Origin of the sequence: Streptomyces sp. NPDC048481 (genome assembly GCF_043200075.1) — a bacterium.
GTDB lineage: Bacteria > Actinomycetota > Actinomycetes > Streptomycetales > Streptomycetaceae > Streptomyces.
The window spans coordinates 414,634-437,491 of sequence record NZ_JBICXC010000004.1 but is presented as its reverse complement, the minus strand read 5'-3'; the positions used below and the strand labels follow the sequence as shown (position 1 = coordinate 437,491).

General features: G+C 74.1%; 16 protein-coding genes. 9 read left to right on the top strand and 7 right to left on the bottom strand.

Annotation, left to right across the window (positions count from 1 at the left end):
- Positions 1-12: 12 nt before the first annotated feature.
- Positions 13-309, bottom strand: a complete 297-nt coding sequence (locus ACGFSH_RS16000; protein ID WP_393348822.1) for a zinc-ribbon domain-containing protein — start codon at positions 307-309, stop codon at positions 13-15.
- Positions 310-513: 204 nt separating this feature from the next.
- Here ACGFSH_RS16000 and ACGFSH_RS15995 point away from each other — a divergent pair, with 204 nt between their 5' ends.
- On the top strand, positions 514-1,494 hold the full coding sequence (locus ACGFSH_RS15995) for an SMP-30/gluconolactonase/LRE family protein (RefSeq protein WP_393348820.1): 981 nt from the start codon (positions 514-516) through the stop codon (positions 1,492-1,494).
- A gap of 138 nt (positions 1,495-1,632) precedes the next feature.
- Here the strand turns inward: ACGFSH_RS15995 and dacB are convergent, their stop codons facing one another.
- The 3 genes from dacB to ACGFSH_RS15980 all read right to left on the bottom strand — a co-directional run bounded on the left by dacB (position 1,633) and on the right by ACGFSH_RS15980 (position 5,575).
- Complete coding sequence (gene dacB / locus ACGFSH_RS15990) at positions 1,633-3,015, bottom strand: D-alanyl-D-alanine carboxypeptidase/D-alanyl-D-alanine-endopeptidase (protein WP_393348819.1); 1,383 nt, start codon at positions 3,013-3,015, stop codon at positions 1,633-1,635.
- Between the two features lie 166 nt (positions 3,016-3,181).
- Positions 3,182-4,750, bottom strand: a complete 1,569-nt coding sequence (locus tag ACGFSH_RS15985; RefSeq protein WP_393348817.1) for a hypothetical protein — start codon at positions 4,748-4,750, stop codon at positions 3,182-3,184.
- Between the two features lie 240 nt (positions 4,751-4,990).
- Positions 4,991-5,575: a hypothetical protein gene (locus ACGFSH_RS15980; RefSeq protein ID WP_393348815.1), complete on the bottom strand. Its 585-nt coding sequence runs from the start codon at positions 5,573-5,575 to the stop codon at positions 4,991-4,993.
- Positions 5,576-5,920: 345 nt separating this feature from the next.
- Between ACGFSH_RS15980 and ACGFSH_RS15975 the strand changes: the two genes are divergently transcribed.
- Positions 5,921-6,211 carry a DUF6355 family natural product biosynthesis protein gene (locus ACGFSH_RS15975; protein WP_329407447.1) on the top strand — a complete coding sequence of 97 codons (291 nt, stop codon included), beginning with the start codon at positions 5,921-5,923 and terminating at the stop codon, positions 6,209-6,211.
- Positions 6,212-6,789: 578 nt separating this feature from the next.
- Here the strand turns inward: ACGFSH_RS15975 and ACGFSH_RS15970 are convergent.
- Positions 6,790-7,731: a TIGR01777 family oxidoreductase gene (locus ACGFSH_RS15970; RefSeq protein ID WP_393348813.1), complete on the bottom strand. Its 942-nt coding sequence runs from the start codon at positions 7,729-7,731 to the stop codon at positions 6,790-6,792.
- Between the two features lie 265 nt (positions 7,732-7,996).
- On the opposite strand from ACGFSH_RS15970, the gene ACGFSH_RS15965 reads away from it, so the two are divergent.
- Positions 7,997-10,057 carry a discoidin domain-containing protein gene (locus ACGFSH_RS15965; RefSeq protein ID WP_393348811.1) on the top strand — a complete coding sequence of 687 codons (2,061 nt, stop codon included), beginning with the start codon at positions 7,997-7,999 and terminating at the stop codon, positions 10,055-10,057.
- Positions 10,058-10,092: 35 nt separating this feature from the next.
- The gene (locus tag ACGFSH_RS15960) at positions 10,093-10,749 is read left to right on the top strand and encodes a TetR/AcrR family transcriptional regulator (protein WP_393348809.1); all 657 of its coding nucleotides are present in this window, start codon (positions 10,093-10,095) and stop codon (positions 10,747-10,749) included.
- Between the two features lie 19 nt (positions 10,750-10,768).
- Here ACGFSH_RS15960 and ACGFSH_RS15955 read toward each other — a convergent pair whose 3' ends face one another.
- Positions 10,769-12,841, bottom strand: coding sequence for a SpoIIE family protein phosphatase (locus ACGFSH_RS15955; RefSeq protein ID WP_393348807.1), 2,073 nt, complete (start codon positions 12,839-12,841; stop codon positions 10,769-10,771).
- A gap of 136 nt (positions 12,842-12,977) precedes the next feature.
- Between ACGFSH_RS15955 and ACGFSH_RS15950 the strand changes: the two genes are divergently transcribed.
- The 4 genes from ACGFSH_RS15950 to ACGFSH_RS15935 all read left to right on the top strand — a co-directional run bounded on the left by ACGFSH_RS15950 (position 12,978) and on the right by ACGFSH_RS15935 (position 18,650).
- Positions 12,978-15,440 (top strand): SpoIIE family protein phosphatase, encoded by a 2,463-nt coding sequence (locus ACGFSH_RS15950; RefSeq protein ID WP_393348805.1) that lies wholly within the window; start codon positions 12,978-12,980, stop codon positions 15,438-15,440.
- A 123-nt stretch (positions 15,441-15,563) separates the two neighbouring features.
- Positions 15,564-16,373 carry a BTAD domain-containing putative transcriptional regulator gene (locus tag ACGFSH_RS15945; RefSeq protein ID WP_393349166.1) on the top strand — a complete coding sequence of 270 codons (810 nt, stop codon included), beginning with the start codon at positions 15,564-15,566 and terminating at the stop codon, positions 16,371-16,373.
- Positions 16,370-17,290, top strand: coding sequence for an amidohydrolase family protein (locus ACGFSH_RS15940; protein ID WP_393348804.1), 921 nt, complete (start codon positions 16,370-16,372; stop codon positions 17,288-17,290). Before ACGFSH_RS15945 ends, ACGFSH_RS15940 begins: the two co-directional genes overlap by 4 nt.
- Positions 17,291-17,345: 55 nt before the next feature.
- Positions 17,346-18,650, top strand: coding sequence for a diaminopimelate decarboxylase (locus tag ACGFSH_RS15935; RefSeq protein ID WP_393348802.1), 1,305 nt, complete (start codon positions 17,346-17,348; stop codon positions 18,648-18,650).
- Positions 18,651-18,670: 20 nt separating this feature from the next.
- On the opposite strand, the gene ACGFSH_RS15930 is transcribed toward ACGFSH_RS15935, so the two are convergent.
- A complete protein-coding gene (locus tag ACGFSH_RS15930; RefSeq protein WP_393348800.1) occupies positions 18,671-20,152 on the bottom strand; it encodes a hypothetical protein in 1,482 nt (493 codons plus the stop codon).
- A gap of 840 nt (positions 20,153-20,992) precedes the next feature.
- On the opposite strand from ACGFSH_RS15930, the gene ACGFSH_RS15925 reads away from it, so the two are divergent.
- Positions 20,993-22,681 carry a hypothetical protein gene (locus ACGFSH_RS15925; RefSeq protein WP_393348798.1) on the top strand — a complete coding sequence of 563 codons (1,689 nt, stop codon included), beginning with the start codon at positions 20,993-20,995 and terminating at the stop codon, positions 22,679-22,681.
- Positions 22,682-22,858 lie beyond the last annotated feature (177 nt).

Here is a 22,858-nt window from a genome sequence, read left to right as displayed (position 1 = left end):
GGGGGCGGTGCGTCAGTGCTGGTGCGGCTGCTGCTGCGGCGAACCGTACTGCTGGCCGTACGGCTGGCCCGCGCCCGCGCCCTGGGCGAGCAGCTGGTCCGCCTGCTCCTTGGTCACGTTCTGCTCCGCGCCGCAGAAGGTGCACTGCGTCGCGTACTTCGTCGAGATCGGGAACAGCGGCACGAAGAACAGCGTGAACTTCGTGACGCGCTTCCTGAGCGTGTGGGCGGCGGGGTTGCCGCAGCGGCCGCACACCAGCGTCAGTATCGCCAGCTGGTAGAGGTATCCCTTGGTGCCGAAGATGATCACGCTGTGCTTCCTTCTGGGAGGGTTGCCGGTCTTTACGGACAGTCTGCTGCATCACCTCACCCACGTGAGCGGCAGCCGGGTTTTTGCCGTGGGCCACGCGGGCGACCTCCCGGCCGCGACTGCGCCGGGCGCCGCGGCGCCGCGGCGATGGTCGTCTGGCCGCCGTCCGGCGGAGTGCCCCACTTCTCAGCAAGGAAGGGCCCCATGCCACGAGTTCCCCGTCCGGCGGTCGTCGCCGCCGCCGTTCTCGCCCTCGGCACCCTCGCCGCCGCTCCCGCCGCGGGAGACGGACCGGCCGTCACCGCTCCGCGCGTCGCCGCCCACTTCGACCTCGCCCGGGGACAGTCCCCCGAGAACATCGCGCTCGCCCCCGACGGCTCCGCCGTCCTGACGCTGTCCAACGCCCGGCAGGTCGTCGACGTGAACTGCCATGGCCGGACCCGGCTCCTCGCCACCCTGCCCGCCGTGGCGAACCCGCACACGCCCGTCGTCGGAGCGGCCGTCGTCCTGGGCATCGCCCGGGCGCAGGACGGCACCCTGTTCGTCAACTACGCCACCGGCACCGCCGCGACCGGCATCTGGCGTATCCCCGCCCACGGCGGAAAGCCCCGCCAGATCGCCCAGCTGCCGCCGGCCGGCTTCCCCAACGGCCTCGCCCTGGACGAGCGCCGGGGCGTCCTCTACGCCGCGGACTCGGTGCTGGGCACCGTCTGGCGCGTCCCGCGCGCCGGGGGAGAGCCCACGGCGTGGGCCACCGGCGCCGCACTGGAGCCGCGCAACCCCCGGCCCGCGGCCAAGGTCGGCGCCAACGGGCTCCGGCTCCACCGCGGTGCCGTGTGGGTGTCCAACACCAACGCCGGCACGCTGCTGCGCGTCCCCGTGCGCGAGAACGGGTCGGCCGGCGCGATCGAGACCCGGGCGACCCGTCTCTACGCCATCGACGACTTCGGCTTCACCGAGCGGCACCGCGACACCGTCCTCGCCGCCATGACCGGCGGCAGCGAGGTCGAGCTGGTCCGCCCGGACGGCACCCACCACGTCGTTCTCACGGCGGCCGACGGATTGTCCAACCCCACCTCGGTGGCCGTCCGCGGCCGGACCGTGTACGTCACCAGCGCCGCGTACTTCACCCAGCGGGACCCGAACCTGCTGCTCGCCCGCGTCCAGCAGCGCGACCGCGGCTAGCCGGCCCGCCCCGCCCGGCACGGCAGCGTCCCGAGAGTGGTGCTGTCGGGCCGGGCATGCGGGCGGGCCGGCTCCGCCGGAGCCGGCCCGCCCGCATGCTTCCTCCTCGCCCGCTTCCGCCGCTCGGCCGGGTGGGCGCTACGCCCAGCAGCCGTTGACGGTCGCCGCGAGCCCGTCCATGGCGTCCTTGACGGCGTTCGGGTCGGCCGTGGAGCCGTTCTCGACGAACGAGAACACCTTCCATCCGCCGTCCTTGCCCTGCGTGAGACCGCTCAGGGCGACGGCCCCGGTGAGCGTGCCGGTCTTGGCGCGCACCTCGCCGACGGCGCACCGGGAGTTCGCGTCGTCGAACCGGCCCCACTCGGGGCCCAGGGTGCTGCCCGCCTCTCCTGCGACGGGCAGGCCGTCGCGGACGGAGCCGAGCGTGCGGGCGTGGCGGGGCTCCGTGAGCAGTTCGAGGATGTCGGCGAGCGTCGCGGCCGGAATGCGGTTCGCGCGGGAGAGCCCGCTGCCGTCGTGGATCTCGAAACGGTCGAGGGACACTCCGTAGCGCATGCTCAGCACCCGGCGCACGACCTGCGTGCCGCCCTCGAACGTGGCCGGGCGGCCCGCGGCCAGAGCGGTCGCCCGCAGCAGGGTCTCGGCGACGTCGTTGTCGCTCACCTTGATCATCCGGTGGACGATCTCCGACAGCGCGGCCGACCTGTGCCGGGCCACCGGGACGTCCCGGGCGCTCGCCGTCGCGCGGGTGACCGCGCCCTCGACGGCGACCCCGGCCGCCGCGAGCTTCTGCGCGAAGAGCCGTCCGGCGTCGAGCGAGGTGTCGTCGACATGGCGCCCGTCCACGACGAGCGCGCGCACCGGGGCGACCGAGTCGGGGTAGTAGCCGGTGTTCCACCCGACGGCCAGGGCCGGCTCCGGGAACAGGCTGTCGTCCACGGCGACCCTCACCGAGGTCAGCCCCGCCGCCTTCAGCCCCGCGGCCGCACTGCCCGCCAGCTCGGCCAGGTCGGCCCCGCTCAGCGTCCGGTCCGCGCCCCCGACGAGGGTCAGCGTGCCGTCGCCCAGGACGACCTCGGTGGTGAACCGGTGGTCCGGGCCCAGGACGGTCAGGGCGGCCGTCGCGGTGGCGAGTTTGGTGTTGGACGCCGGCATCAGCGCGGTCGCCCCGTTGTGGTCCCACAGCGTCCGGTGGGACGCGGAGTCGAGGACCACGCCGCCGACGTTCGCGCCCAGCCGCGGGTCCAGAACACGGGCGGCCAGGTTCCTGACCATCCGCCGGTCGTCGGCGCCGTGCCCCGGCCCTCGCGCGCCGTGCCCCGGCCCTCGCGCGTCGGCCCCGGCCGTCGCCCCGGCCCTGTCCGCGGCGAACGCCGCAGGGGCGGCCAGGGCGGCCGAGGTGAGGGGGACGGCGAGCGCGAGCACGAGCGCCCGGCGCAGCCCGGCGCCGCTCTGCCGGGGTCCGTGGCGCCTGCGGCCGCCGCCGCCCGGGACGAAGGAATCGAGAAAGACGTCCGCCATCGTGTCGTCCATTCCTTTGTCCAAGGCTTTCGCGTGGAATATCGCCCGGCGTGCACAGGGGAATTCCGGCGCACCTTATCACCCGTCAGGCGCGGCCCGCGGCCGACGCATTCACGTTCCGCCGGAAATTCAGCGGCCGGAATTCTCCCGCTTGTTCAGCCCTCGTTCACAGTCCCGATCCCAGGCGCTGTGTGGTGTAGGCGCATTCCGTGTAGACATAGCCCGACCGCAGCTCGGCGGTGTCCGAGGCGGGCGTGGCGAGGCTGTCGCCCATCGGTTTGTGCAGGAAGTACGTGGTGCCGACGGGCAGGGTGATGGTGCGCTCCGGATAGTTCTTCCCGCTGTCGCCGCACGGCTTGAAACGCGGGTCGAGAGTCGTGCCCAGGGAGTACCCCTTGCAACTGCCGCAGGCCTTGAGGGTGAAACTCCCGGTGACCGGGCCCGTGTAAAGGACGGTGATCTCGTCGGGGCTGTCGTTCTGCACCGTCACCGAGATGCTCCCGCCCGTACGGGTGGTCGGCAGGGTCCGGCCGGCGGCCGGCACGGTCCGGGCGATCTCCGCCGCTATCGCGATCTTCTTCGCCCGCGGGGCGTTCTTCGCGCTCTTGTGGGCCGAGGCGTAGTCCGTCAGGGTCGTCTGCGCCGCGTCGAAGTCGCCGTCCCGGTACTGGTCCACACCGCAGGTGTACGCACCCGCGTCGGCGCTGCCGGCGGCCCGCCGCGAGTCCTTGCCCAGGGCGTCGGCGACGCCCGGGCCCCCGCCGGTCAGGCCGTCGATCCGGGTCCCCAGCGTGCGCAGCCGCTCGACCGCCGTGCAGGGATCCGCCCCGGCCAGTTCCTTCTCCGTGCGGACGACGGCGGCCGCGACGGCCGGTTCGACCTTCGCCGCCTGCGCGGATTCGGGGAACGTGGTGAGCAGCTCCCCGAACTGCGACGGCCAGGTGGCCTCGCCGGACGTCAGCGCCGCCGAAGCGCACTCGTACAGCGAGGTGGCCAGCCGGTCGTCGGGCCAGGTCCTGAGGTCCCCGAGGTCCGTGCCGGGCAGGCTCTTCGGGACCGTGCGCAGATACTTCAGCGGCGCCGTCGCCGCGCAGTAGTCACCCCGCGCGAAGGGCGCGCCGACCGTCGTGTAGAAGGTCTTCATCCGTGACGGCACCCGCTGCCCCGCCCGGGAATCCGGGTGGTCCGCCCGCAGGCCGGCGTACACCGAAAGGGCGCCGTCGTAGTCGGCCTGGGCCGTGCCGAAGGCCTTCCCGCCGGCGGCCTCCACCGCGCGGTCGGCCTCGTCGAGGCGGTCGAGGAGCATCTGCTGCGTCGCCTCGTCCCGCGCGTCGTCGTACAGCACCACGCCGCCGGCCGGCGCCACGAGCAGGACCAGGCCGAGCCCGAGCGCGAGCGGGGCGTGACGCAGTCCGGCGAGCCGGGTGCGCAGGCCCACGCGCGCGCCGTGCGCCGCCGCCGCGGCGAGGAACGCGGCGTACAGGACCAGGGCGAGGACCGGGACGCCGTCCGGGTCGGCCGGCAGGGCCACGAGCAGCAGGGCGGCGGTCGCGGCCCAGCACAGCGCCATCAGGACCCAGCGGCGCACCAGCGCGTAGCCCAGGCCGAGCCCGCCGAGGTTGAGCACGGCCACCGCCACGGCCCGCACCCCGTCCGCGGGCGCCGGCGGCGGCGCCGTCGGCATCGGTGGTGCTTGGATCGTGTAGTCGTGTCTGTCGTACTGGTCCCCCGACATGGCGGCTCCCCCCGGTCAACTGCGCCCGCACATCTGCGATTTGTCAGTGTACGGGCGCGGAGGGGGCGCCGACAGGGGTGGCCGGGCCCGCCCGGCGGCCGGCCCTGAACGGCTCGCACCGGGGGAGGGACGGACGGCCGCTCGCGGGCCCGGACGACGCGGGACCGACCGGACGGAAAGCCGGCCGGGCCGCCACGCGCAGGTGCGTGACGGCCGCGGCCGCTATCGCGTCAGGCATGGTCAGGCCACACCCCCCGCCGTCTTCACCGTCTTCTTGCGGCGCAGGGCGTACAGGCCGGTGCCGGCGAGGGCGAGGACGCCGAGTCCGCCGGCGGTGAGGGAGGGGCCGGCGAGGGCGCCGCCGCCGGTGTGCATGCCGCCGCTGGGCTTGTCGTGCTCGCCCTTCCAGCCGCCGCCGTCCTCCTGGTGCCCGCCGCCCCAGGAGGTGTCGTCCTGGCCGTGCTCACGGCCGTTGTCGTGCTCGTTGTCCTGTTCCTTCTGCCAGTCCTTGTCCTTGTAGGTCTCGGGGTCGAAGCGGGGGTCCTTGGCGGCGGAGCCGTCGCGGTCGCCGCCCTGGGTGACGGCGGTCAGCGCGCCGCCGCCGGTGTGCATGCCGCCGTGGGGCGAGTCGTGGTCGCCGCGGTCCTCCTTGTCGTGCTTGCCGGACCAGGAGCCGTCGCCCTTGCCGGTGGAGGAGCTGTCCTCCTTGCTGTGGGACGAGCCGTCGTGGTCCCAGCCGCCGTCGGCCGCGTGGGCGCCGGGAGCGCCCACCGCGAGAGCGGCCGTCGCGGCCGCGGTGGCCAGGATCATGCGAGCAGAACGCATCTGATGGTCCTTCCGTCACGACCGGGCAGCCGACACCACGTCAGCTCACCTGACCCGGTCTGACGTGATCCACCGTCAGCCAGGCCGCGCGCCGCCACCACTCGGGACGGTCAGCCGGGTGAACCCGGCCGCCTTGCCCCCACCCCGGGCCCTCGACCCCCGCCCACGAAAAGGATCACTCGCACGGCGTAGCGGAGAATCGTTTCCCGGGGTGAAGGGCCTCTGATGCCCGGTCAGTTCGGCGGGTCCGCGACGATCCTGGTGCAGCCATCCCGCCGATCGGCGGCCCCGGAGCCTCCCGGTCCCGGGACCGGTCCCGATCCCCACCCGGCAAGGAGTTCTGCTGTGCGTGTTCGTCGTACGGTGCTCGGCACCCTCGGTTCCGCCGCTCTCGTCTTCGCCTCCCTCGGCGCGGTGACCGCCACCGCGGGTCCCGCCGCCGCCAACCCCTGCGGCTTCTACGAGACCGGTTCCGACGCCTTCTACAACCACTGCACCTCGGACGGCTCACGGGTGGTCATCAAGGTCGAGGTGGCCCGCGCGCCCGACCACGAGTGGTGCGTCGGACCGGGCACGACATGGCTGGGCTCGGCGTCCAGGATCCAGGGCGCGCACTACACCGGCCGCCTCTGCTGACACCCGCCGGGGTTCACGGCACCACGGGGCCCGGGACGAAGCCGTCCCGGGCCCCGGCGCACCCGTCCTGGGCGCGCGAGGGGCGCGGACAACGCCCCGCGGCGCACGGTGACTCCACCCCGCACATGCACCTCGTGCCGCTCGGCGTCGGCGGTGGCCGTACCCCGCCCGGAGGCGGTCGGCCCGGTCCCCGACGCGGTGCACGCGACGCGGCGACGCCCGCGGAAACCGCGTGACGACCGCGCGGACGCGACCCCTGTGCGCGGCCGCACGGTCATCTGGCCGCCGGTGGCGAGCGCGGTCCGTGCGCGCTCGGGTGGTCCCCGGGCGGGTTCGCGCGACGTCCTCGTCCCACGCGGCAGTGTCCCGGCCGGGGCCGTCGGCGGCCCGGTCCCCGACGCGGTGCGCCCGATGGGCCGACGCCGCCGGAAACCACGTGGCGACCGCACGGCAGGGCAGGGTCGCCGGGCCCACCGGGAGTCGCGCACCGTGCGGGCCGTGGGCGCACCCGCACCCGTGGTCCCCGGATCGGTTCGCCGACAGCCGACGGCCTCACCCGGTTCCCCGGCCGTCCGCTGTCAGCGGGCGCGGACCCGTCGTACGAGGTCGGCGGCCGCCCGCGGCCACTCGGGGTGGTCGAAGGCGAAGCCGGCGTCGAGCAGGCGGCCCGGGACGACGCGCCGGCTCTTGAGGAGCAGCTCGGTGTCGGAGCGCAGGGCGAAGGCGCCGAGTTCGGCCATCCATCTCGTCGCGGGCAGCCCTGCCGGGACGCCCCGGGCGTGCCGCAGTTCGCGCATGAAGGCGCGGTGCGGCAGGGGACAGGGGGCCGCGAGGTTCACCGGCCCGTCCAGGTCGTCCCGCGCGACGAGGAACTCGACGGCGCGGACGAAGTCGTCGTCGTGGATCCACGACACGTACTGCGCGCCGCCCGCGACCGGCCCGCCCAGTCCGAGCCGGACCAGCCGCAGCAGGACGTCGAACACCCCGCCCCGGTCCGGGCTCATCACCATCGCGGACCGCAGCGCCACCTTGCGGGTGCGGGGGGTGTCGGCTCTCTCCTGCTCCGCCTCCCAGGCCCGCGCGATGTCGACGCTGTAGCCCCAGTACGCCGGGACGCCGGGCTCGGCGCCGCCGATCACACCGGTGGCCTCGTCGTTGGGGGCGTCGAACCGATGGGCGTAGATCGTGGCGGTGCTCATCTGAAGCCACACCTTCGGCGGACGGGCGGACGCGGCGATCGCCTCGCCCACGGCCCGCGCGGAGTCCACCCGCGAGTCCATCATCGCCTTGAGGTTGGCCGGTGTGTAGCGGCAGCTCACGCTGCGCCCGGCCAGGTTGACGACGACGTCGCTGCCGTCCACCGCCTCGGTCCACGGCCCGGGAGTCCTGCCGTCCCAGGCGACCTCGCCGCGGCCGACGGGCCGCCTGCTCAGCACCACGACCTCGTGTCCGGCCGCGGTCAGCGCACGGCGCAGCACGGTCCCCACCTGTCCGGTCCCGCCGGGCAGCACGATCTTCACGGGTAGGCCCCCTCCCTGTCGGAAGACGACACTACTCCCAGTTTGAACGTGTTCAAAACTCCGCCGCGCACCGCTCGCGGCCGGTGTGCGGGCGCGGGGGGTTGGGGCCGGCGCGGCGGTCATCAGGTCAAGCGTCCCGGACTCTTGACTCGGACGGAGTCTGTCGCGATCCTCGACCCACTATCTTGCGCCGGTCATGACAACTCTGGGAGCGGGCGGAACGCTCCCGCCGACCGCGCCTTCCCCCGACCGAAGGACGTGGGCCGTGACCGTGACCGGACGCCCGTACCGCAGACGCCGCAACGCCACCGTCGTCTCGCTCCTCCTCCTCGTCCTCGCGGCGGTCCTCGGCCCCACGCCCAGCTCGGCGGCCGGCTCGGACTGGTGGACGCCCACCGCCCGGCCGAACCCCGACTCGCAGATCGGCGTCACCGGCGAACCGTTCACCGGCACCGACTCCGCGGGGAACGTGCGCGGGTTCGTCGACGCCCACAACCACCTGTTCTCCAACGAGGCCTTCGGCGGACGCCTGATCTGCGGCAAGGTCTTCTCCGAGGCCGGCATCGCCGACGCCCTCAAGGACTGTCCCGAGCACTACCCGGACGGCACCCTCGCGATCTTCGACTACATCACCCACGGCGGCGACGGCAAGCACGACCCGGTCGGCTGGCCGACGTTCAAGGACTGGCCGGCCTACGACTCCATGACCCACCAGGCGAACTACTACGCCTGGGTCGAGCGGGCCTGGCGCGGCGGACAGCGGGTGCTCGTCGACGACCTCGTCACCAACGGCATGATCTGCTCCGTCTACCCCTTCAAGGACCGCGGCTGCGACGAGATGACCTCGATCCGGCTCCAGGCGAAACTGGCCTACGACCTCCAGGCCTACGTCGACAAGCAGTACGGCGGCGCCGGGAAGGGCTGGTTCCGCATCGTCCTGGACAGCGCCCAGGCCCGCGACGTCATCGAGCAGGGCAAGCTCGCCGTCGTCCTCGGCGTCGAGACCTCCGAGCCGTTCGGCTGCAAGCAGATCCTCGACATCGCCCAGTGCGGCAAGGCCGACATCGACAAGGGACTGGACGAGCTGTACGCGCTCGGCGTGCGCAGCATGTTCCTGTGCCACAAGTTCGACAACGCGCTGTGCGGCGTCCGCTTCGACGAGGGCGGCCTCGGAACGGCCATCAACGTCGGGCAGTTCCTGTCGACGGGCACCTTCTGGCAGACCGAGAAGTGCACCGGCCCGCAGCACGACAACCCCATCGGCACCGCCGCCTCCAAGGCGGAGGCGGACCTGCCCGCGGGCACCCGCGTCCCGTCCTACGACGCGGACGCGCGCTGCAACACCCGCGGCCTCACCGCGCTCGGCGAGTACGCGGCGCGCGGCATGATGAAACGCAAGATGATGCTGGAGATCGACCACATGAGCGTCAAGGCCGTCGGCCGGGTGCTCGACATCGCCGAGGCCGCCTCCTACCCCGGCGTGATCTCCTCGCACAGCTGGATGGACCTCGACTGGACCGAGCGCGTCTACGCCCTCGGCGGCTTCGTCGCCCAGTACATGCACGGCTCGCAGGGGTTCGTCGCGGACGCCGCACGCACCAAGGCGCTGCGGGACAAGTACGGCGTCGGCTACGGCTACGGCACCGACTTCAACGGCATCGGCGACCACCCCGCCCCGCGCGGCGCCGACGCCGCCGACAAGGTCACCTACCCGTTCCGCACCGCCGACGGCGGCTCGGTCGTCGACCGGCTGACGACCGGCTCGCGCACCTTCGACGTCAACACCGACGGAGCCGCCCACGTCGGCATGATCCCCGACTGGATCGAGGACATCCGGCGCGTCGGCGGCCAGGACGTGGTGAAGGACCTCCTGCGGGGCGCCGAGTCCTACCTCGGCACCTGGGGCGCCTCCGAGCGGCACCAGGCGGGCGTCAACCTCGCCAAGGGGGCCGCCGCCACGGCCAGTTCGTCGGAGTACAACCCCTTCACCAGCTACCAGCCGGGCCGGGCGGTGGACGGCGACCCCGGCACCCGCTGGGCCAGCGACTGGAGCGACGACCAGTGGCTGAGCATCGACCTGGGCGCCACCAACCTGGTGAGCCGCGTCACCCTCGACTGGGAGCGCGCGTACGGCAGGGCGTACCGCATCGAGCTCTCCGCCGACGGGACGAACTGGCGGACCGTCTGGTCCACCACGTCGGGCGACGGCGGCCTGGACACGGCCTCCTTCACCGCCGCACCGGCCCGCTACGTCCGGGTGCACGGGCTGGGCCGCGGCACCGACTGGGGATACTCGCTGCACGAGGTGGGCGTCCACAGCAGCTGACGGCCGCCGCAGCGACGAACGCGAAGGACACGCTCATGCCACGGATGCCGTCGGCCGAACGGCGCCGTCAGCTGACCGAAGCGGCCATCAGGGTCATGGCCCGGGACGGCGTCGCCACGGCGACGACCCGGGCGATCGCCGCCGAGGCGGGCGTGTCCCTCAGCGTCTTCCACTACTGCTTCGACTCCAAGCAGGCCCTGGTGGAGTCCGTCATCACCGCCATCACCGACCACTACGTGACCCTGGTCAAGGAGGCGCTGCGCCCCAAGGCGACCCTGGAGGACACCGTCCGGGCCGGTTTCCAGGCGTACTGGGAGCATGTGCGCGCGCATCCCGACGAGCACATGCTGACCTATGAACTCACCCAGTACGCCCTGCGCCGGCCCGGGTTCGAGCACCTGGCGCGCCGTCAGCACGAGATGTACCGCGAGGCCTACACCGACCTCATCGAGCAGCTCCGCGCCGACATGCACCTCGGACTGCGGGTGCCCGTCGCCGTGCTCGCCCGCTACCTGGCCGCGATGACCGACGGCCTGACCCTCAACTACCTCGTGCTGGGCGAGGAGGCGGCCTGGAGCGGCGTCCTGGACACGGTCACCGCCCACGTCGCCTCCCTCGTCACGGCCGAACGGCCGGCCGATGCGCCGCGGCCGGCCGATGCGCCGCGGCCGGCGGAGGACGCCGCCCGGTGAGCGGCCGGCCCCCGACCCGTCAGAGGCCGGTGGCCCGGGCCACCAGGAGGGCGACGTCGTCGTGGTCCTCGGGGTGGCGCAGGCCGTACAGCAGGAGGTCGCAGATCTCCTCCAGCGGACGCTCCGGCTCGTCCAGGAAGCTCAGCAGGACCTCCAGCCGGTCGTCGATGGAATGGTGCCGGGTCTCGACGAGACCGTCCGTGTAGAGGACCAGCAGGTCGCCGGGGGCGAGTTCGGTCGTGGTGGCCTCGAAGGGCACGCCGCCGACGCCCAGCGGGGCCCCGGCGGGCAGGTCGAGCAGCCTCGGGCGCCGTCCGGGGCGGGCCAGCGCGGGCGGCATGTGCCCGGCGTTGGCCGCCAGGCACCGCCCGCTCCGGGGGTCGAACACGGCGTACAGACACGTCACGATGTAGTGCTCCAGATCGCAGGTGATCTTGTCCAGATGCTGGAGCACGGCCGCCGGTTCGAGGTCGAGGTCCGCGTACGCGCAGGTGGCGGTGCGCAGCCGGCCCATGGTGGCGGCCGCGTCGATGCCGTTGCCCATCACGTCCCCGACGACCAGCGCCGTCTTGTCGTCGGTCAGGGGGATGACGTCGTACCAGTCGCCGCCCACCTCGCTGGTGGCCTGGGCGGGCTGGTAGCGGGAGGCCAGCTCGAGGCCGGTGTGGCGGGGCGCGTGGTCGGGCAGCAGGCTGCGCTGGAGGGTGAGGGCGGTGTTGCGCACGCTCTGGAACCAGCGGGCGTTGTCGATGGCCACGGCGGCCCGGCCGGCCAGCTCCGCCGCCAGGATGACGTCGTCCTCGTCGAACGGCAGCGGATTGCGGGTGCGTTTGAGGTCGAGCGCGCCGAGCACCTCCCCGTGCGCGATCAACGGCACCGCGAGGTACGAGTGGACGCCGGCCCGGGCCAGCAGGGCGCCCGCCTCCGCGTCCCGGGCGATCCGGGGCAGGTCGCGGTCGCCGACGTGCGGCACCAGGACCGGGCGGCCGGTGTGCACGCACAGGGTGACCAGGCGATCCCCGTCGTAGGCCGCGAGATCGCCGGGCGAGTCGGCCGCGCGCACCGCCACGGTGGGATGGCCCGCCTTCAGGGCCAGGGCGCGGAACAGCTCCGGGCCGTTGTCCGGGCGGCGCGAGCGACGACAGGCCAGCGCGGAGTCCAGGACGTCCACGGCGACCACGTCGGCGAGCTGCGGGACGGCGATCTCGGCCAGTTCGAGAGCGGTCTGCTCCACCTCCAGGGTGGTGCCGACCCGCGTGGACGCCTCCGCGATGAGGGCCAGCCGGCGGCGGGCCCGGTCGGCCTCGGCGGCCGCGCGATGCCGTTCGGTGACGTCCACCACCGAGGCGGCCGCCCCCAGCACCCGGCCGCCGGGGTCCTCCAGCCGGTAGAACGACAGGGACCAGGCGTGCTCGCGGTCGGGGTCGGTCGGCGGCCGGCCCACGTGGTACTGGTCCAGCAGCGGCGTGCCGGTGGTGAGCACCTGGCGCAGCGCGGACTCGATGGTCTCGACGTCGGGCAGCAGCAGGGTCTCGCCCAGCAGACGGCCGACGTGGTCCTCGGCGGGGACACCGTCGATCGTCGCGAGGGCCGGGTTCACCAGGAGGTAACGCAGGTCCGGGTCGAGCAGGGCCAGCCCGATCGGGGACTGGTTGATCAGCCGCTCGCACAGGGCCAGGTCGGTCTCCACCCGCTGGAGCAGGGTGTGGTCGGCGGCGATGCCCAGGGCGTACACGTCCCCGAGGTCGTCCTGGAGCCGCATGTTGCGGAACTCCATGAGACGGGTGCTGCCGTCCTTGTGCCGGATGGGGAAGGCGCCCGCCCAGCTGCGGCCGGTCTCCAGCACCTCCGCGAACAGCTTCGCCACGGCCTTGAGATGCTCGGGGTGGATGAACAGCCGCGCCGCGTACTTGCCCAGCGCCTCCTCGGCGCTGTACCCGATGAGCTCCTCGGCCTGCGGGGTCCAGAACACGATGCGTCCTGCGGCGTCGACGACCATCGCGGAGACGCTCAGCACGTCGAGCAGCCCGGTCGGCGGGGGCGTCCTCGGACGGTACACGTCGCCGTCGGAGCTCACGGGGTCGGATGTCATCGGATCCTCCTCCAGCCCTTCCATGCTGCCTCCCGGACGGCGTGTGCGGTAGCCGGGCGGCCCGTGGCGGGCCGCGTCCGGCGCCGTGCGCATCGGGCGGACTAGCAGGACCATGGTCCTGTGGAGGACGGCACCCATGGATTCTGCGCGAGAAGCTTCCGAGGTCCCGACGCCCGCAGGTCCAGGAGATCTCCTGGACGCGTCCACCGACGCGGCGGCGATCCTCTCGGCGGACGGCGTCGTGACGGGCTGGACCCGGCAGGCGCAGGCGCTCCTCGGCCGGGCGGCCGCTGACGTCGTCGGCCGGTCCGCCGCGGAACTGGTGGCGATGGACCGCGACCCGGCCCGGGTGGCCGCCGTCGCGGAGCGGTGCCGGGCCGGCATGGGGTGGAGCGGCGTCGTCTCCCTGCGCCGCGGTGACGGCCGCACCCTCGACGCCGACCTGCGCGTGTCCGCGTCCTTCCGCATGGGCGGCGCGGAGTGCTTCCTGGTCTCGGCCCGCGAGCGCGGCCGCCGGTGGGAGGTCGGCCAGTCCGTCCTCGACGGGTTCCTCACCCGCTCCCCGGTCGGGATGGCGGTGATGGACCTCGAACTGCGGTACGTGTGGCTCAACGACACCCTGGAGCGCTTCGGCGGCGTGCCCCGCGAACAGCGGCTCGGCCGCCGGCTCAGCGAGCTGCTGCCCGGCCTCGAGGGGGTCGCCCTGGAGAAGCTCATGCGCAAGGTCCTGGAGACCGGCGCCCCGGTCACCGACTACGAATACGTCGGCTGGAGTTGGGCGGACCCGCACCGCCGGCACGCCTACTCCACGTCCTTCTTCCCGCTGGAAGGCGCCGACGGCAGCCCCGCCGGGGTCTGCTACATGGTCCAGGACGTCACCGAACGGTGGACCGCCCGGCAACTGCTGGCACTGGTCAACGAGGCGGGGACCCGCGTCGGCACCACGCTCGACGTGATGCGCACCGCGCAGGAACTCGCCGACTTCTGCGTCCCGCGCTTCGCCGACTTCGTCATCGTCGACCTCCTGGAACCCGTCCTCAGCACGGAGGGACACGGCACCTGGCTCACCGACGCCGGGCCGCCCCCCGACCGGCCCGTGATGCGCCGGGCCGGGATGACCTCGGTGCGCGAGGGCTGCCCGGAGGCCGTCGCCCAGGTCGGGGACAGCGTGGACTTCGTCCCCCCGCCGCACGGCGCGGACCTGCTCATCGACGGCGAGCCGATCCTCATCCCCGTCCTGGACGGGTCCGACGAGTTGTGGACCGCCGAACAGCCCGAACGGGCGGCGCACATCGACGAGTTCGGACTGCACTCGCTCATCTCCGTGCCGATGCGGGCCCGCAACACCGCCCTGGGCCTGGCCACGTTCGTCCGGTCCCTCAACCCCGTCCCGTTCCAGCCCGACGACGTGCTGCTGGCCCGCGAGCTGGTGGCGCGCGCGGCGCTGTGCGTCGACAACGCCCGCCGCTACACCAGGGAGCACACCGCGGCCGTCACCCTCCAGCGCAGCCTGCTCCCGCACGCCCTCGTCGGCGGCACGGCGCTGGAGGTGGCCTCCACCTACCTCCCGGCCGATCCGACTGACGGGGTGGGCGGCGACTGGTTCGACGTGATCCCGCTGTCCGGGGCGCGCGTCGGCCTCGTCGTCGGCGACGTGGTGGGGCACGGCATCGCCGCCGCGGCCAGCATGGGACGGCTGCGCACCGCGGTGCAGACCCTCGCCGACATGGAGATGCCCCCGGACGAGCTGCTCGCCCACCTCGACGACCTGGTCCTGCGGCTCAGCGCCGAGCGCACCGACGACTCCTTCGCCCCGCAGGGCTCGACCGGCTTCCTCGGGGCGACCTGTCTGTACGCCGTCTACGACCCGGTCACCCGCCGGTGCACGATGGCCCGCGCCGGGCACCCGCCCCCGGTCGTCGTCGAACCCGACGGGCGCGTGTCCTTCCCCGAGCCTCCCGCCGGACCGCCCCTGGGACTCGGCGGCATGGCGTTCGAGGCCGCCGAGATCGAACTCGCCGAGGACAGCCTCATCGGCCTCTACACCAACGGCCTCATCGGCGGGGCCGGACAGGACATGGAACAGGGCATGACCCGGCTCGGCGAGGCGCTCGCCGGACCCCACGGCGACCTGGACGCCCTGTGCACGTCCGCGGTGCGCCGGCTGGTGCCCGTGCCCCGGTCCGACGACATCGCCCTGCTGCTGGCCCGCACCCACGCCCTGGGCCCCGACCGCGTCGTGTCCTGGGACGTGCCCGCCGACCCGGCCGCCGTCGCCGACGTCCGGGCCCGCGCGACCCGGCAGGTGGCGGCCTGGGGGCTGGGCGAGCTCGCCATGACCTCCGAACTCATCGTGAGCGAGCTGGTGACCAACGCGGTCCGCTACGCCACCCCGCCGATCCGGCTGCGTCTGCTCTGCGACGCGCGACTGACCTGCGAGGTGGCCGACGCCAGCAGCACCGCCCCGCGGCTGCGCCACGCCCGCATCACGGACGAGGGGGGCCGCGGACTGTTCCTGGTGGCCCAGCTCGCCCATCGCTGGGGCGCCCGGTACACGGCCGAGGGAAAGATCATCTGGGCCGAGCAGGAGATCCCCTGAGCGGCCCGGAAGCAGGGTCCCGGGCACGGAGTTGCCGCGTCCGGGGCTGCGGCGGAGACTGGTGACGGAGGCCTCCTCGACCCACGTCGCACGCCGTTCTCCGCCGGCGCACCACCACGGAGGATCAAGTTGGCGTCTCCGCCCCGGTTGCGGTTGCTCGGCGGGTTCCGCCTGGAACTCGCCGACGGGACCGCCGAACCGTGCCGCAACGGCCAGCGTCTCCTGGCCTTCATGGCACTGCGCCACAGGGCGGCCCGCACCGTCCTCGCCGGCACGCTGTGGCCCGAGGTCACCGAGGAGCACGCCCGTGGCAGTCTGCGCACCGCCCTGTGGAAGCTGCCCCGCGTCGAGCCGCCCCTCGTGGACTGCCGGGGGGACTCCCTCCAGATCGCCCCGGCTCTCGACGTGGACGTCCACCTCCTCGTACGGACCGCGCTCGCCGTGGTGCGCGGCTGCGGCCCGCCGCCCGACGCCCTCTCCCCGGCGGACCCGCTGCTCGGCGAGGACCTGCTGCCGGGCTGGGACGAGGAGTGGGTCCTCGTGGAGCGCGAACGGCTGCGGCAACTGCGGCTGCACGCGCTCGACGCCCTCGCCGAGGCGCTCGTCCGGCAGGACCGGCCCGCCCTCGCGCTGGAGGCGGCCTGGGCGAGCGTGCGCGCCGAGCCGCTGCGCGAGAGCGCCCACCGCGCCGTCGTCTCGGCGCATCTCGCCGAGGGCAACCTCAGCGAGGCGGTGCGCCATTACCGCGCGTTTTGCCGTCTGCTGCGCGAGGAACTGGGCGTCGAGCCCTCGCCCCGGTTCGCCCGCATGCTTCCCGAACGGCTGCCGGCGCCGGTCACGGCGGCCACCCCGGTCCGTGACGCATTCCTCACCGGTCCCGGGTGCGAGGCAGTGGACCCGCCCCCCGGGCCGGGCCGATCGTGGACGCCATGAACGATCACCCCACGCCCGCCGCCGGCCCCGACCGCGCCACCGGCGCCGAGGCCGCCGAGGTCCGCCGGTTCTGGGGCGGGCTCGGCCTGCCCGGACTCGTCGACGTCCACACGCACTTCATGCCCGAGAGCGTCCTGCGCAAGGTGTGGGAGTACTTCGACGCGCTCGGACCGCTGACCGGCGGCCTGTCCTGGCCGATCACCTACCGTCACGAGGAAGCCGAACGGGCGCGACTGCTGCGGGAGTTCGGCGTACGGGCCTTCACCTCGATGCTGTACCCGCACAAGCCGGGCATGGCCCGCTGGCTCAACGGCTGGGCGGCCGGCTTCGCCCGCCGCACCCCCGACTGCCTGCACACCGCCACCCTCTACCCCGAGCCGGGCGTCGAGGCCTACGTCCGCGAGGCCGTCGAGGAGGGCGCGCGCGTCTTCAAGGCGCACGTGCAGGTGGGGGCCTACGACCCGGCCGACGAACTCCTCGACCCGGCCTGGGGGTTGCTGGCCGAGGCGCGGGTCCCCGTCGTGATCCACTGCGGCTCCGGGCCCGCGCCCGGCAAGCACACCGGCCCGGAGCCGATCGCCCGGGTGCTGGCCCGGCACCCCCGGCTGCGCCTGATCGTCGCGCACATGGGGATGCCGGAGTACGAGGAGTTCCTCGATCTCGCCGAGCGGTACCCGCAGGTGCGTCTGGACACGACCATGAGCTTCACCGACTTCGCCGAGCGGCTCGCGCCGTTCCCCGCCGCGGCCCTGCCCCGGCTGGTCGCCCTCGGCGACCGCATCCTGCTCGGCTCCGACTTCCCCAACCTCCCCTACCCGTACATCCGCCAGCTCCAGGCCCTGGAGCGGCTGGACCTCGGCCCGCGGTGGCTGCGCGCGGTGTGCCACGACAACGGGGCCCGCCTCTTCGGACTGTGACCCCCGGCGATCCCCGGCCCCCGCCCCGCCACGAGCCCACGAGGAGCGCACACCCATGACGAACGTGAACGCCTCCGCCGCCGGACGACGCGAACGCATCCTGCGCGCGGCCGTGCGGCAGGGGCTCCTCGCACCCGACCGCGCCGTCCTGGCCGCGTTCGTCGACCTCGACGGCGTCGCCGCGAGCGTGCGGGCGCTGCACTCGGCGTTCCCCGGCGCCGTGAGCGTCCTGCACACCTTCGCGGCGAAGGCGAACTGCCTGGTGCCCGTGCTCAGGGAACTGCGCGCCCTCGGCACGGGCTGCGAGGCCGCGAGCGCCGGCGAACTGGCCCAGGCCCTGGCCGCCGGCTTCGCCCCCGACCGGATCGTCTTCGACTCCCCGGCCAAGACCCGCCCGGAGCTGGCGCGCGCACTGGAGCTGGGGGTCGCGGTTAACGCCGACAGCTTCGAGGAACTCGACCGCATCGACGCGGTCCTCGCGCGCGGTCCGTCCTCCTCGCGGATCGGCGTGCGCCTGAACCCGCAGGTCGGAGGCGGCCGCATCGCGGAGATGAGCACGGCGACCGCGACGTCCAAGTTCGGCGTCGCGCTGGACGACGACGGAAACCGCCGGCGCCTTCTCGACGCCTTCCGTACCCGCCCCTGGCTGACGTGGGTCCACACCCACGTCGGCTCGCAGGGCTGCCCGCCGGAACTGCTCGCCGAGGGCGTCGCCAAGGCCGTGGCCTTCGCCGACGAGGTGGGCCGCACCACCGGCCGCCGGGTGAGCGGCATCGACATCGGCGGCGGACTCCCGGTCGACTTCCGCGGCGACGACACCGGTCACGGCTTCGACGCCTACGTGCGGCGCCTCCAGGAGCGTGTGCCGCGCCTGTTCGGCGGCGAGTACCGGCTCGTCACCGAGTTCGGCCGCTCCCTCCTGGCCAAGAACGGGTTCACCGCGGCCTTCGTGGAGTACGCCAAGACCTCCGGCGGACGCTCCGTCGCCATCACCCACGCCGGCGTCCAGGTGGCCGCCCGCACCGTGTTCATGCCGTCCGCCTGGCCGTTGCGGATCACCGCCCACGACCCCGACGGCGGCCCCAAGGAGGGCGAACCGGTACCGCAGGACATCGCGGGCCCCTGCTGCTTCGCCGGCGACCTGCTCGCCCGGGACCGCCCCCTTCCGCTGCTCGCGCCCGGCGACATCGTCTGCCTCCTCGACACCGGCGCGTACTACTCCTCCACCCCCTTCCACTACAACAGCCTTCCCGACCCCGCCGTCCACGGCGTGCGCGTCGGCCCCGGCGGCGACATCGCGTTCGAGCCGCTGCGCCGTGCGGAGACCCTCGACGACGTCCTCGCCCGCACCGGAGGCTGACGCCCCCGGCGGACGCGGGCTCACCAGCCGGTCAGCAGCAGGTGGTTGAGCAGGAGGGCGAGCACGGTCTGCGCGGCCAGCCAGGCGCGGGGGCGGCTCAGGAACGCGCACGAGGCGAGCAGCCACAGCGCGAACGGCAGCCAGATGCGCTCGGTCTCGGCCTTGCTCATCCCGGACAGGTCGGCCAGCAGCAGCGCGGTGAGCGCGGCGGCGGCGAGAAGGGCGAGGCGCAGCCCGGGGGAGGCGCCGGGCGCGCCGGGCAGCGACCGCAGGGGCCTGCGCAGGACGACCGCGGTGCCCCCGGACGGCCCGTGGCCGCCGGCCGCCGGGGCGGACGGGGGAGCGGGCGGGGCGAGCGGCCGGGCCGGTGAGGGCGACTCGCGCGAGAGGCGCGCCCGGACGCGTCCCGCCCCCGCGAGGAGCATGGCGACGGTGCGCCGCAGGCCCGCAACCGTCGCCGGGCCCACGACCAGCACCGTGCAGGCGAGGTTGGCCCACACCCAGTAGCCGTAGGGCCGGATGCCGCCGGCCCCCTGGTAGTAGCGCTGGACCAGGAGCCGGTACGCCTCCCACCAGTCGAAGCCCGCGAGGGTGAACACGAGGGGGACGACGGCGGCTCCGGCGAGCGCGAAGGGCAGCGGCCGCAGCCGGTGCGGGCCGCCGAGCAGGAGGACGACGCCGCCGATCACCACGAACAGGGTGAGCCCGTAGGAGAGGTAGCAGGTGAGCCCGAAGAGGAGCCCGGCGGCGAAGCCGGTGAGCCACGGCCGGCGCCCGGTGACGGCGAGGGCGAACAGGGCGATCGTCCAGGCGGCGACCGCCGCGAAGTACCCGTCCGCCGACGTGCCCATCCACACCGCGGCCGGGGCCGCCACCAGGAACGGCGCCGCCCGCCGCGCGAGCGCCTCGCCCGCGAGCGCCCGCACGGCGACCAGCACCGCCGCGCAGGCCGACGCGCCGACGGTGATGCACCACACCCCGGCCCAGCCCCCGCCGCCGAGACCCACCCGGTCGAGCAGGACGAACGTGAGCGTCGCCGCCGGCGGATGACCCGCGACATGCGCGGGCCAGTTGTCGGGGGAGTGCATCAGGATGTGCCCGGTGAAGTCCCGCAGCGTCGCCGGGATGTCCTGGAAGCGGTCGATGACCTGCAAATACTCGTAGCGGGTGGTGAGCCGTACGGCGATGCCCCGCTCCCAGCCGTCGACCAGCGCGAGCGACCACGTCCATGCCATGGCCGCGCCCCAGGCGACGCCCAGCAGCGCACGCCACGGCAGCCGGGCCGCCAGCCGCGGGCCGTACGCCACGACGCCGACGGCGAGGGCCACGGCCGCCGGGGTCCCGGGGCCGACGTGGGCCTCCGCATGGGCGTACAGGGGCGGCCAGCCCACGTGCAGCGTGCCGTGCCGCCGCTCGATCGCGCCGCCCACCAGCACGGCCGTCGCGACGAGCAGCGCCGTGGCGGCGGTCGCGTACAGGTCTCGGAGAAGATCACGGTTCACGCGAGGAGGCTAGGCCGCCCCGACCGCCCAGGAGCCGCCGCGAGCGCGGACGTCAGCGTTTCGTCATATTCGCCGCGAGAGGCGGCGCCGCCCGCGGCAGCTTCATGACACGGGCGGCGCCACCGGTCCTGGATGGTCCCATGCGCGGCGCACCCCGGCCCGACGCGGACCCCCGCACGCCGTGCGCGAACCTGTGAGGAGGCCCGACGGACGCGGGGAGGCCGGTGACCGGTGCGCTCTCGCCCCCACCGTAGGGCGGGCGGGCCGCGGCCGCGGCGGAGGGGCCCACCGCGTCACGACTTCGTAAGACTCCGCCGCGCGTTCGCGGGACGAGCAGCGCCCTCCGAACGCCCGCGAGCGGCTCACCAGCGGATTCTCTCCCGCGGACGGTAACGCCTTGCATGAGGCTGACCTGTGGAAATAGCCTCTGCTGAAGCCGGTGGAGGGTTGCCGGCCCGGGAAGGTCCGGAATCACCGTCGGAGACGCGCTCCGGCCGGTGTCCGCAGTCCGCTTGGGCAGCAGAACCCCATTCCGGGACCTCCACCGATACCGGAGCGGTTCAGTGCATGATGTCGGCCTCCTGGCGCTGACGCGGTCAGCGGGTTGCGCGGTACGCGCGGTGTGGCCCCACGCCCACACCGCCGCGACGGACGGGAGACGGACCGACCGGAACCGGCCGCATGACGAATCCGGCCCGGCGCGCCCGCCGCGCGCGGCAGCGCGACGGACGGAGGAGGCCGGGGTGTGACGCGCACGCGTCCGCCGGTTCCGGAAGGCCCCAGGGCCACGGATTCCCCGGCGGACCCGTCCGGCGTCCGTACCGCACCGGGAAAGTCGATATGTCCGTACAGTCCTCCACTCTGGTGGTCCCCGCCGCCCTGCGCCCCTCCTCACCGCCGCTGCGCCGGCCGCGACGGCCGCGCTGGTCGTTCGCCTCAGCAAGACACCGCGTCCCGCTCCTGGCCGTAGCCGTCGTCCTCCCGCTGTACTGGGGGTGGGACGCCTTCCTCGCCACGGGCGGCGGAGACCTCGCCGCCCAGTACGCGTGGGCGGGATTCGTGGGCAGGCACCCGGACACGCCCTACGGCCTCTTCTGGTTCGGCGGCACTCACACCGTCAACTACAGCGTCATTTCGCCCCATTTGATGGCACTGCTCGGCGTCCGCGCCGTCTCCGTGCTGTCCGGGATCAGCGCCACCTGGATGCTCGCCGCGCTCCTGGACCGCACCCTGGCTCGGGTGGCGCTGGCGCCCGCGCTGGTCGGCGCGCTGGCCCTCTGGTACAACGTCGTGCTCGGCCGCACCACGTTCGCCCTCGGCCTGGCCTTCGCGCTCGCGGCCCTGCTCGCCGTGGCGGACCGCGCCCCCCGCCCCGCCCGGCTCACCGCCGCCGCGCTCGGGGCGCTCTTCGCCACCATGGGCAGCCCGGTGGCCGGACTCTTCCTGCTGGTGGCGGGCGCCGGATACCTGATCGCCCGGCAGTACGCCAAAGGGCTCGCCCTGGTCGTCCCGCCGGTCGTGGTCGTCGGCCTGACGACCGTGCTGTTCCCCTTCCAGGGCGAACAGCCCATGGCGGCGGGCCGCATGATCCTGCCTGTGCTGCTCTCCGCCGCCGTGATGTGGGCGTCCCCGCGGGAGTGGCGCGTGGTGCGGGCGAGCAGCGCCCTGTACGCCGCCGGCGTCGTCCTGACCTGGCTCATCCCCTCGCCGATCGGCAACAACGTGGAGCGGCTCGCCCTGCTCTTCGCCCCCGCTGTGCTGCTCGCGGCCGCGCTGCACCGCCGCTCCCGGCGCATCCGCCACGGCGTCCACCGCTCCCGGATGCGCGCGATGGCGGTGGTGACCGCCCTCTCCGTCTCCTATCTCTGCGTGACGTCGCTGATGCATCTGCGCGGCCCGGACCCCGTGCCGGGCTGGGTCACGCACACCGACGGCGTGCTCGCCGCGCTCGACCGGCTCGGCGCCGACCGCGGCCGGGTCGAGCTCCCGACGGACCGCGATCACCGCGGGGCCACGCTCCTGGGCCCGCACGTCGAGCTGATGCGGGGCTGGAACCAGCAACTGGACGTGGAACGGGGGCGACTGTTCTACGAGGGGACGCTCGACGGGCCGCGCTACCACGCCTGGCTGCGCCACTGGGCGGTCGGCTTCGTCGTCCTGCACGACGGCACACCCGACCGGTCCGCCGTGGAGGAGACCGCGTTGATCAAGGCGGGCCAGGACTGGCTGGAGCCCGTCTGGCAGGACCGCTACTGGAAGATCTACCGCGTCCGCGACACCCTGCCGCTGGTCTCCGCCCCGGCCGAACTGGAGCACGCGGGTGAGGCGGAACTGACGCTGAGGATGCCGCACGCCGGGACGAGCACCGTGCGCATCGAGTACTCGCCGTGGCTGCGCGCCGAGGGCGCGTGCCTCAGCGCGGACGGCCAGTGGACCCGGCTGACCGTGGCCAGGGCGGGCGTGTACCGGCTGACCTCCGACTATGCCGGCGGCCCCGTCGACGAGCGCGGCTGCTGGCTGGACGACTGAGGGGCGTCCACCCGGAACCGCGGGACGCCGCCGGGCCGCACGGGGCCGTCACGCGCTCCGCGCCTCACTCCGCGCCGGGGCCCCGCGGGACGACGGGAGGCCGGGCGAACCGCTTCCACGCAAGCGCTTCGACGGGAGCGGCAGGATCGGCGGCCCACGCGTTCGATGCCGCTCGGC

What these genes read in the sequence shown, in the direction of transcription:
- ACGFSH_RS15985 (WP_393348817.1), bottom strand. Translation starts at nt 4,750, where the DNA reads ATGTCGGGGGACCAGTACGACAGACACGACTACACGATCCAAGCACCA.
- ACGFSH_RS15940 (WP_393348804.1), top strand. Translation starts at nt 16,370, where the DNA reads ATGAACGATCACCCCACGCCCGCCGCCGGCCCCGACCGCGCCACCGGC.
- ACGFSH_RS15950 (WP_393348805.1), top strand. Translation starts at nt 12,978, where the DNA reads ATGGATTCTGCGCGAGAAGCTTCCGAGGTCCCGACGCCCGCAGGTCCA.
- ACGFSH_RS15955 (WP_393348807.1), bottom strand. Translation starts at nt 12,841, where the DNA reads ATGACATCCGACCCCGTGAGCTCCGACGGCGACGTGTACCGTCCGAGG.
- ACGFSH_RS15995 (WP_393348820.1), top strand. Translation starts at nt 514, where the DNA reads ATGCCACGAGTTCCCCGTCCGGCGGTCGTCGCCGCCGCCGTTCTCGCC.
- ACGFSH_RS15960 (WP_393348809.1), top strand. Translation starts at nt 10,093, where the DNA reads ATGCCACGGATGCCGTCGGCCGAACGGCGCCGTCAGCTGACCGAAGCG.
- ACGFSH_RS15935 (WP_393348802.1), top strand. Translation starts at nt 17,346, where the DNA reads ATGACGAACGTGAACGCCTCCGCCGCCGGACGACGCGAACGCATCCTG.
- dacB (WP_393348819.1), bottom strand. Translation starts at nt 3,015, where the DNA reads ATGGCGGACGTCTTTCTCGATTCCTTCGTCCCGGGCGGCGGCGGCCGC.
- ACGFSH_RS15980 (WP_393348815.1), bottom strand. Translation starts at nt 5,575, where the DNA reads ATGCGTTCTGCTCGCATGATCCTGGCCACCGCGGCCGCGACGGCCGCT.
- ACGFSH_RS15925 (WP_393348798.1), top strand. Translation starts at nt 20,993, where the DNA reads ATGTCCGTACAGTCCTCCACTCTGGTGGTCCCCGCCGCCCTGCGCCCC.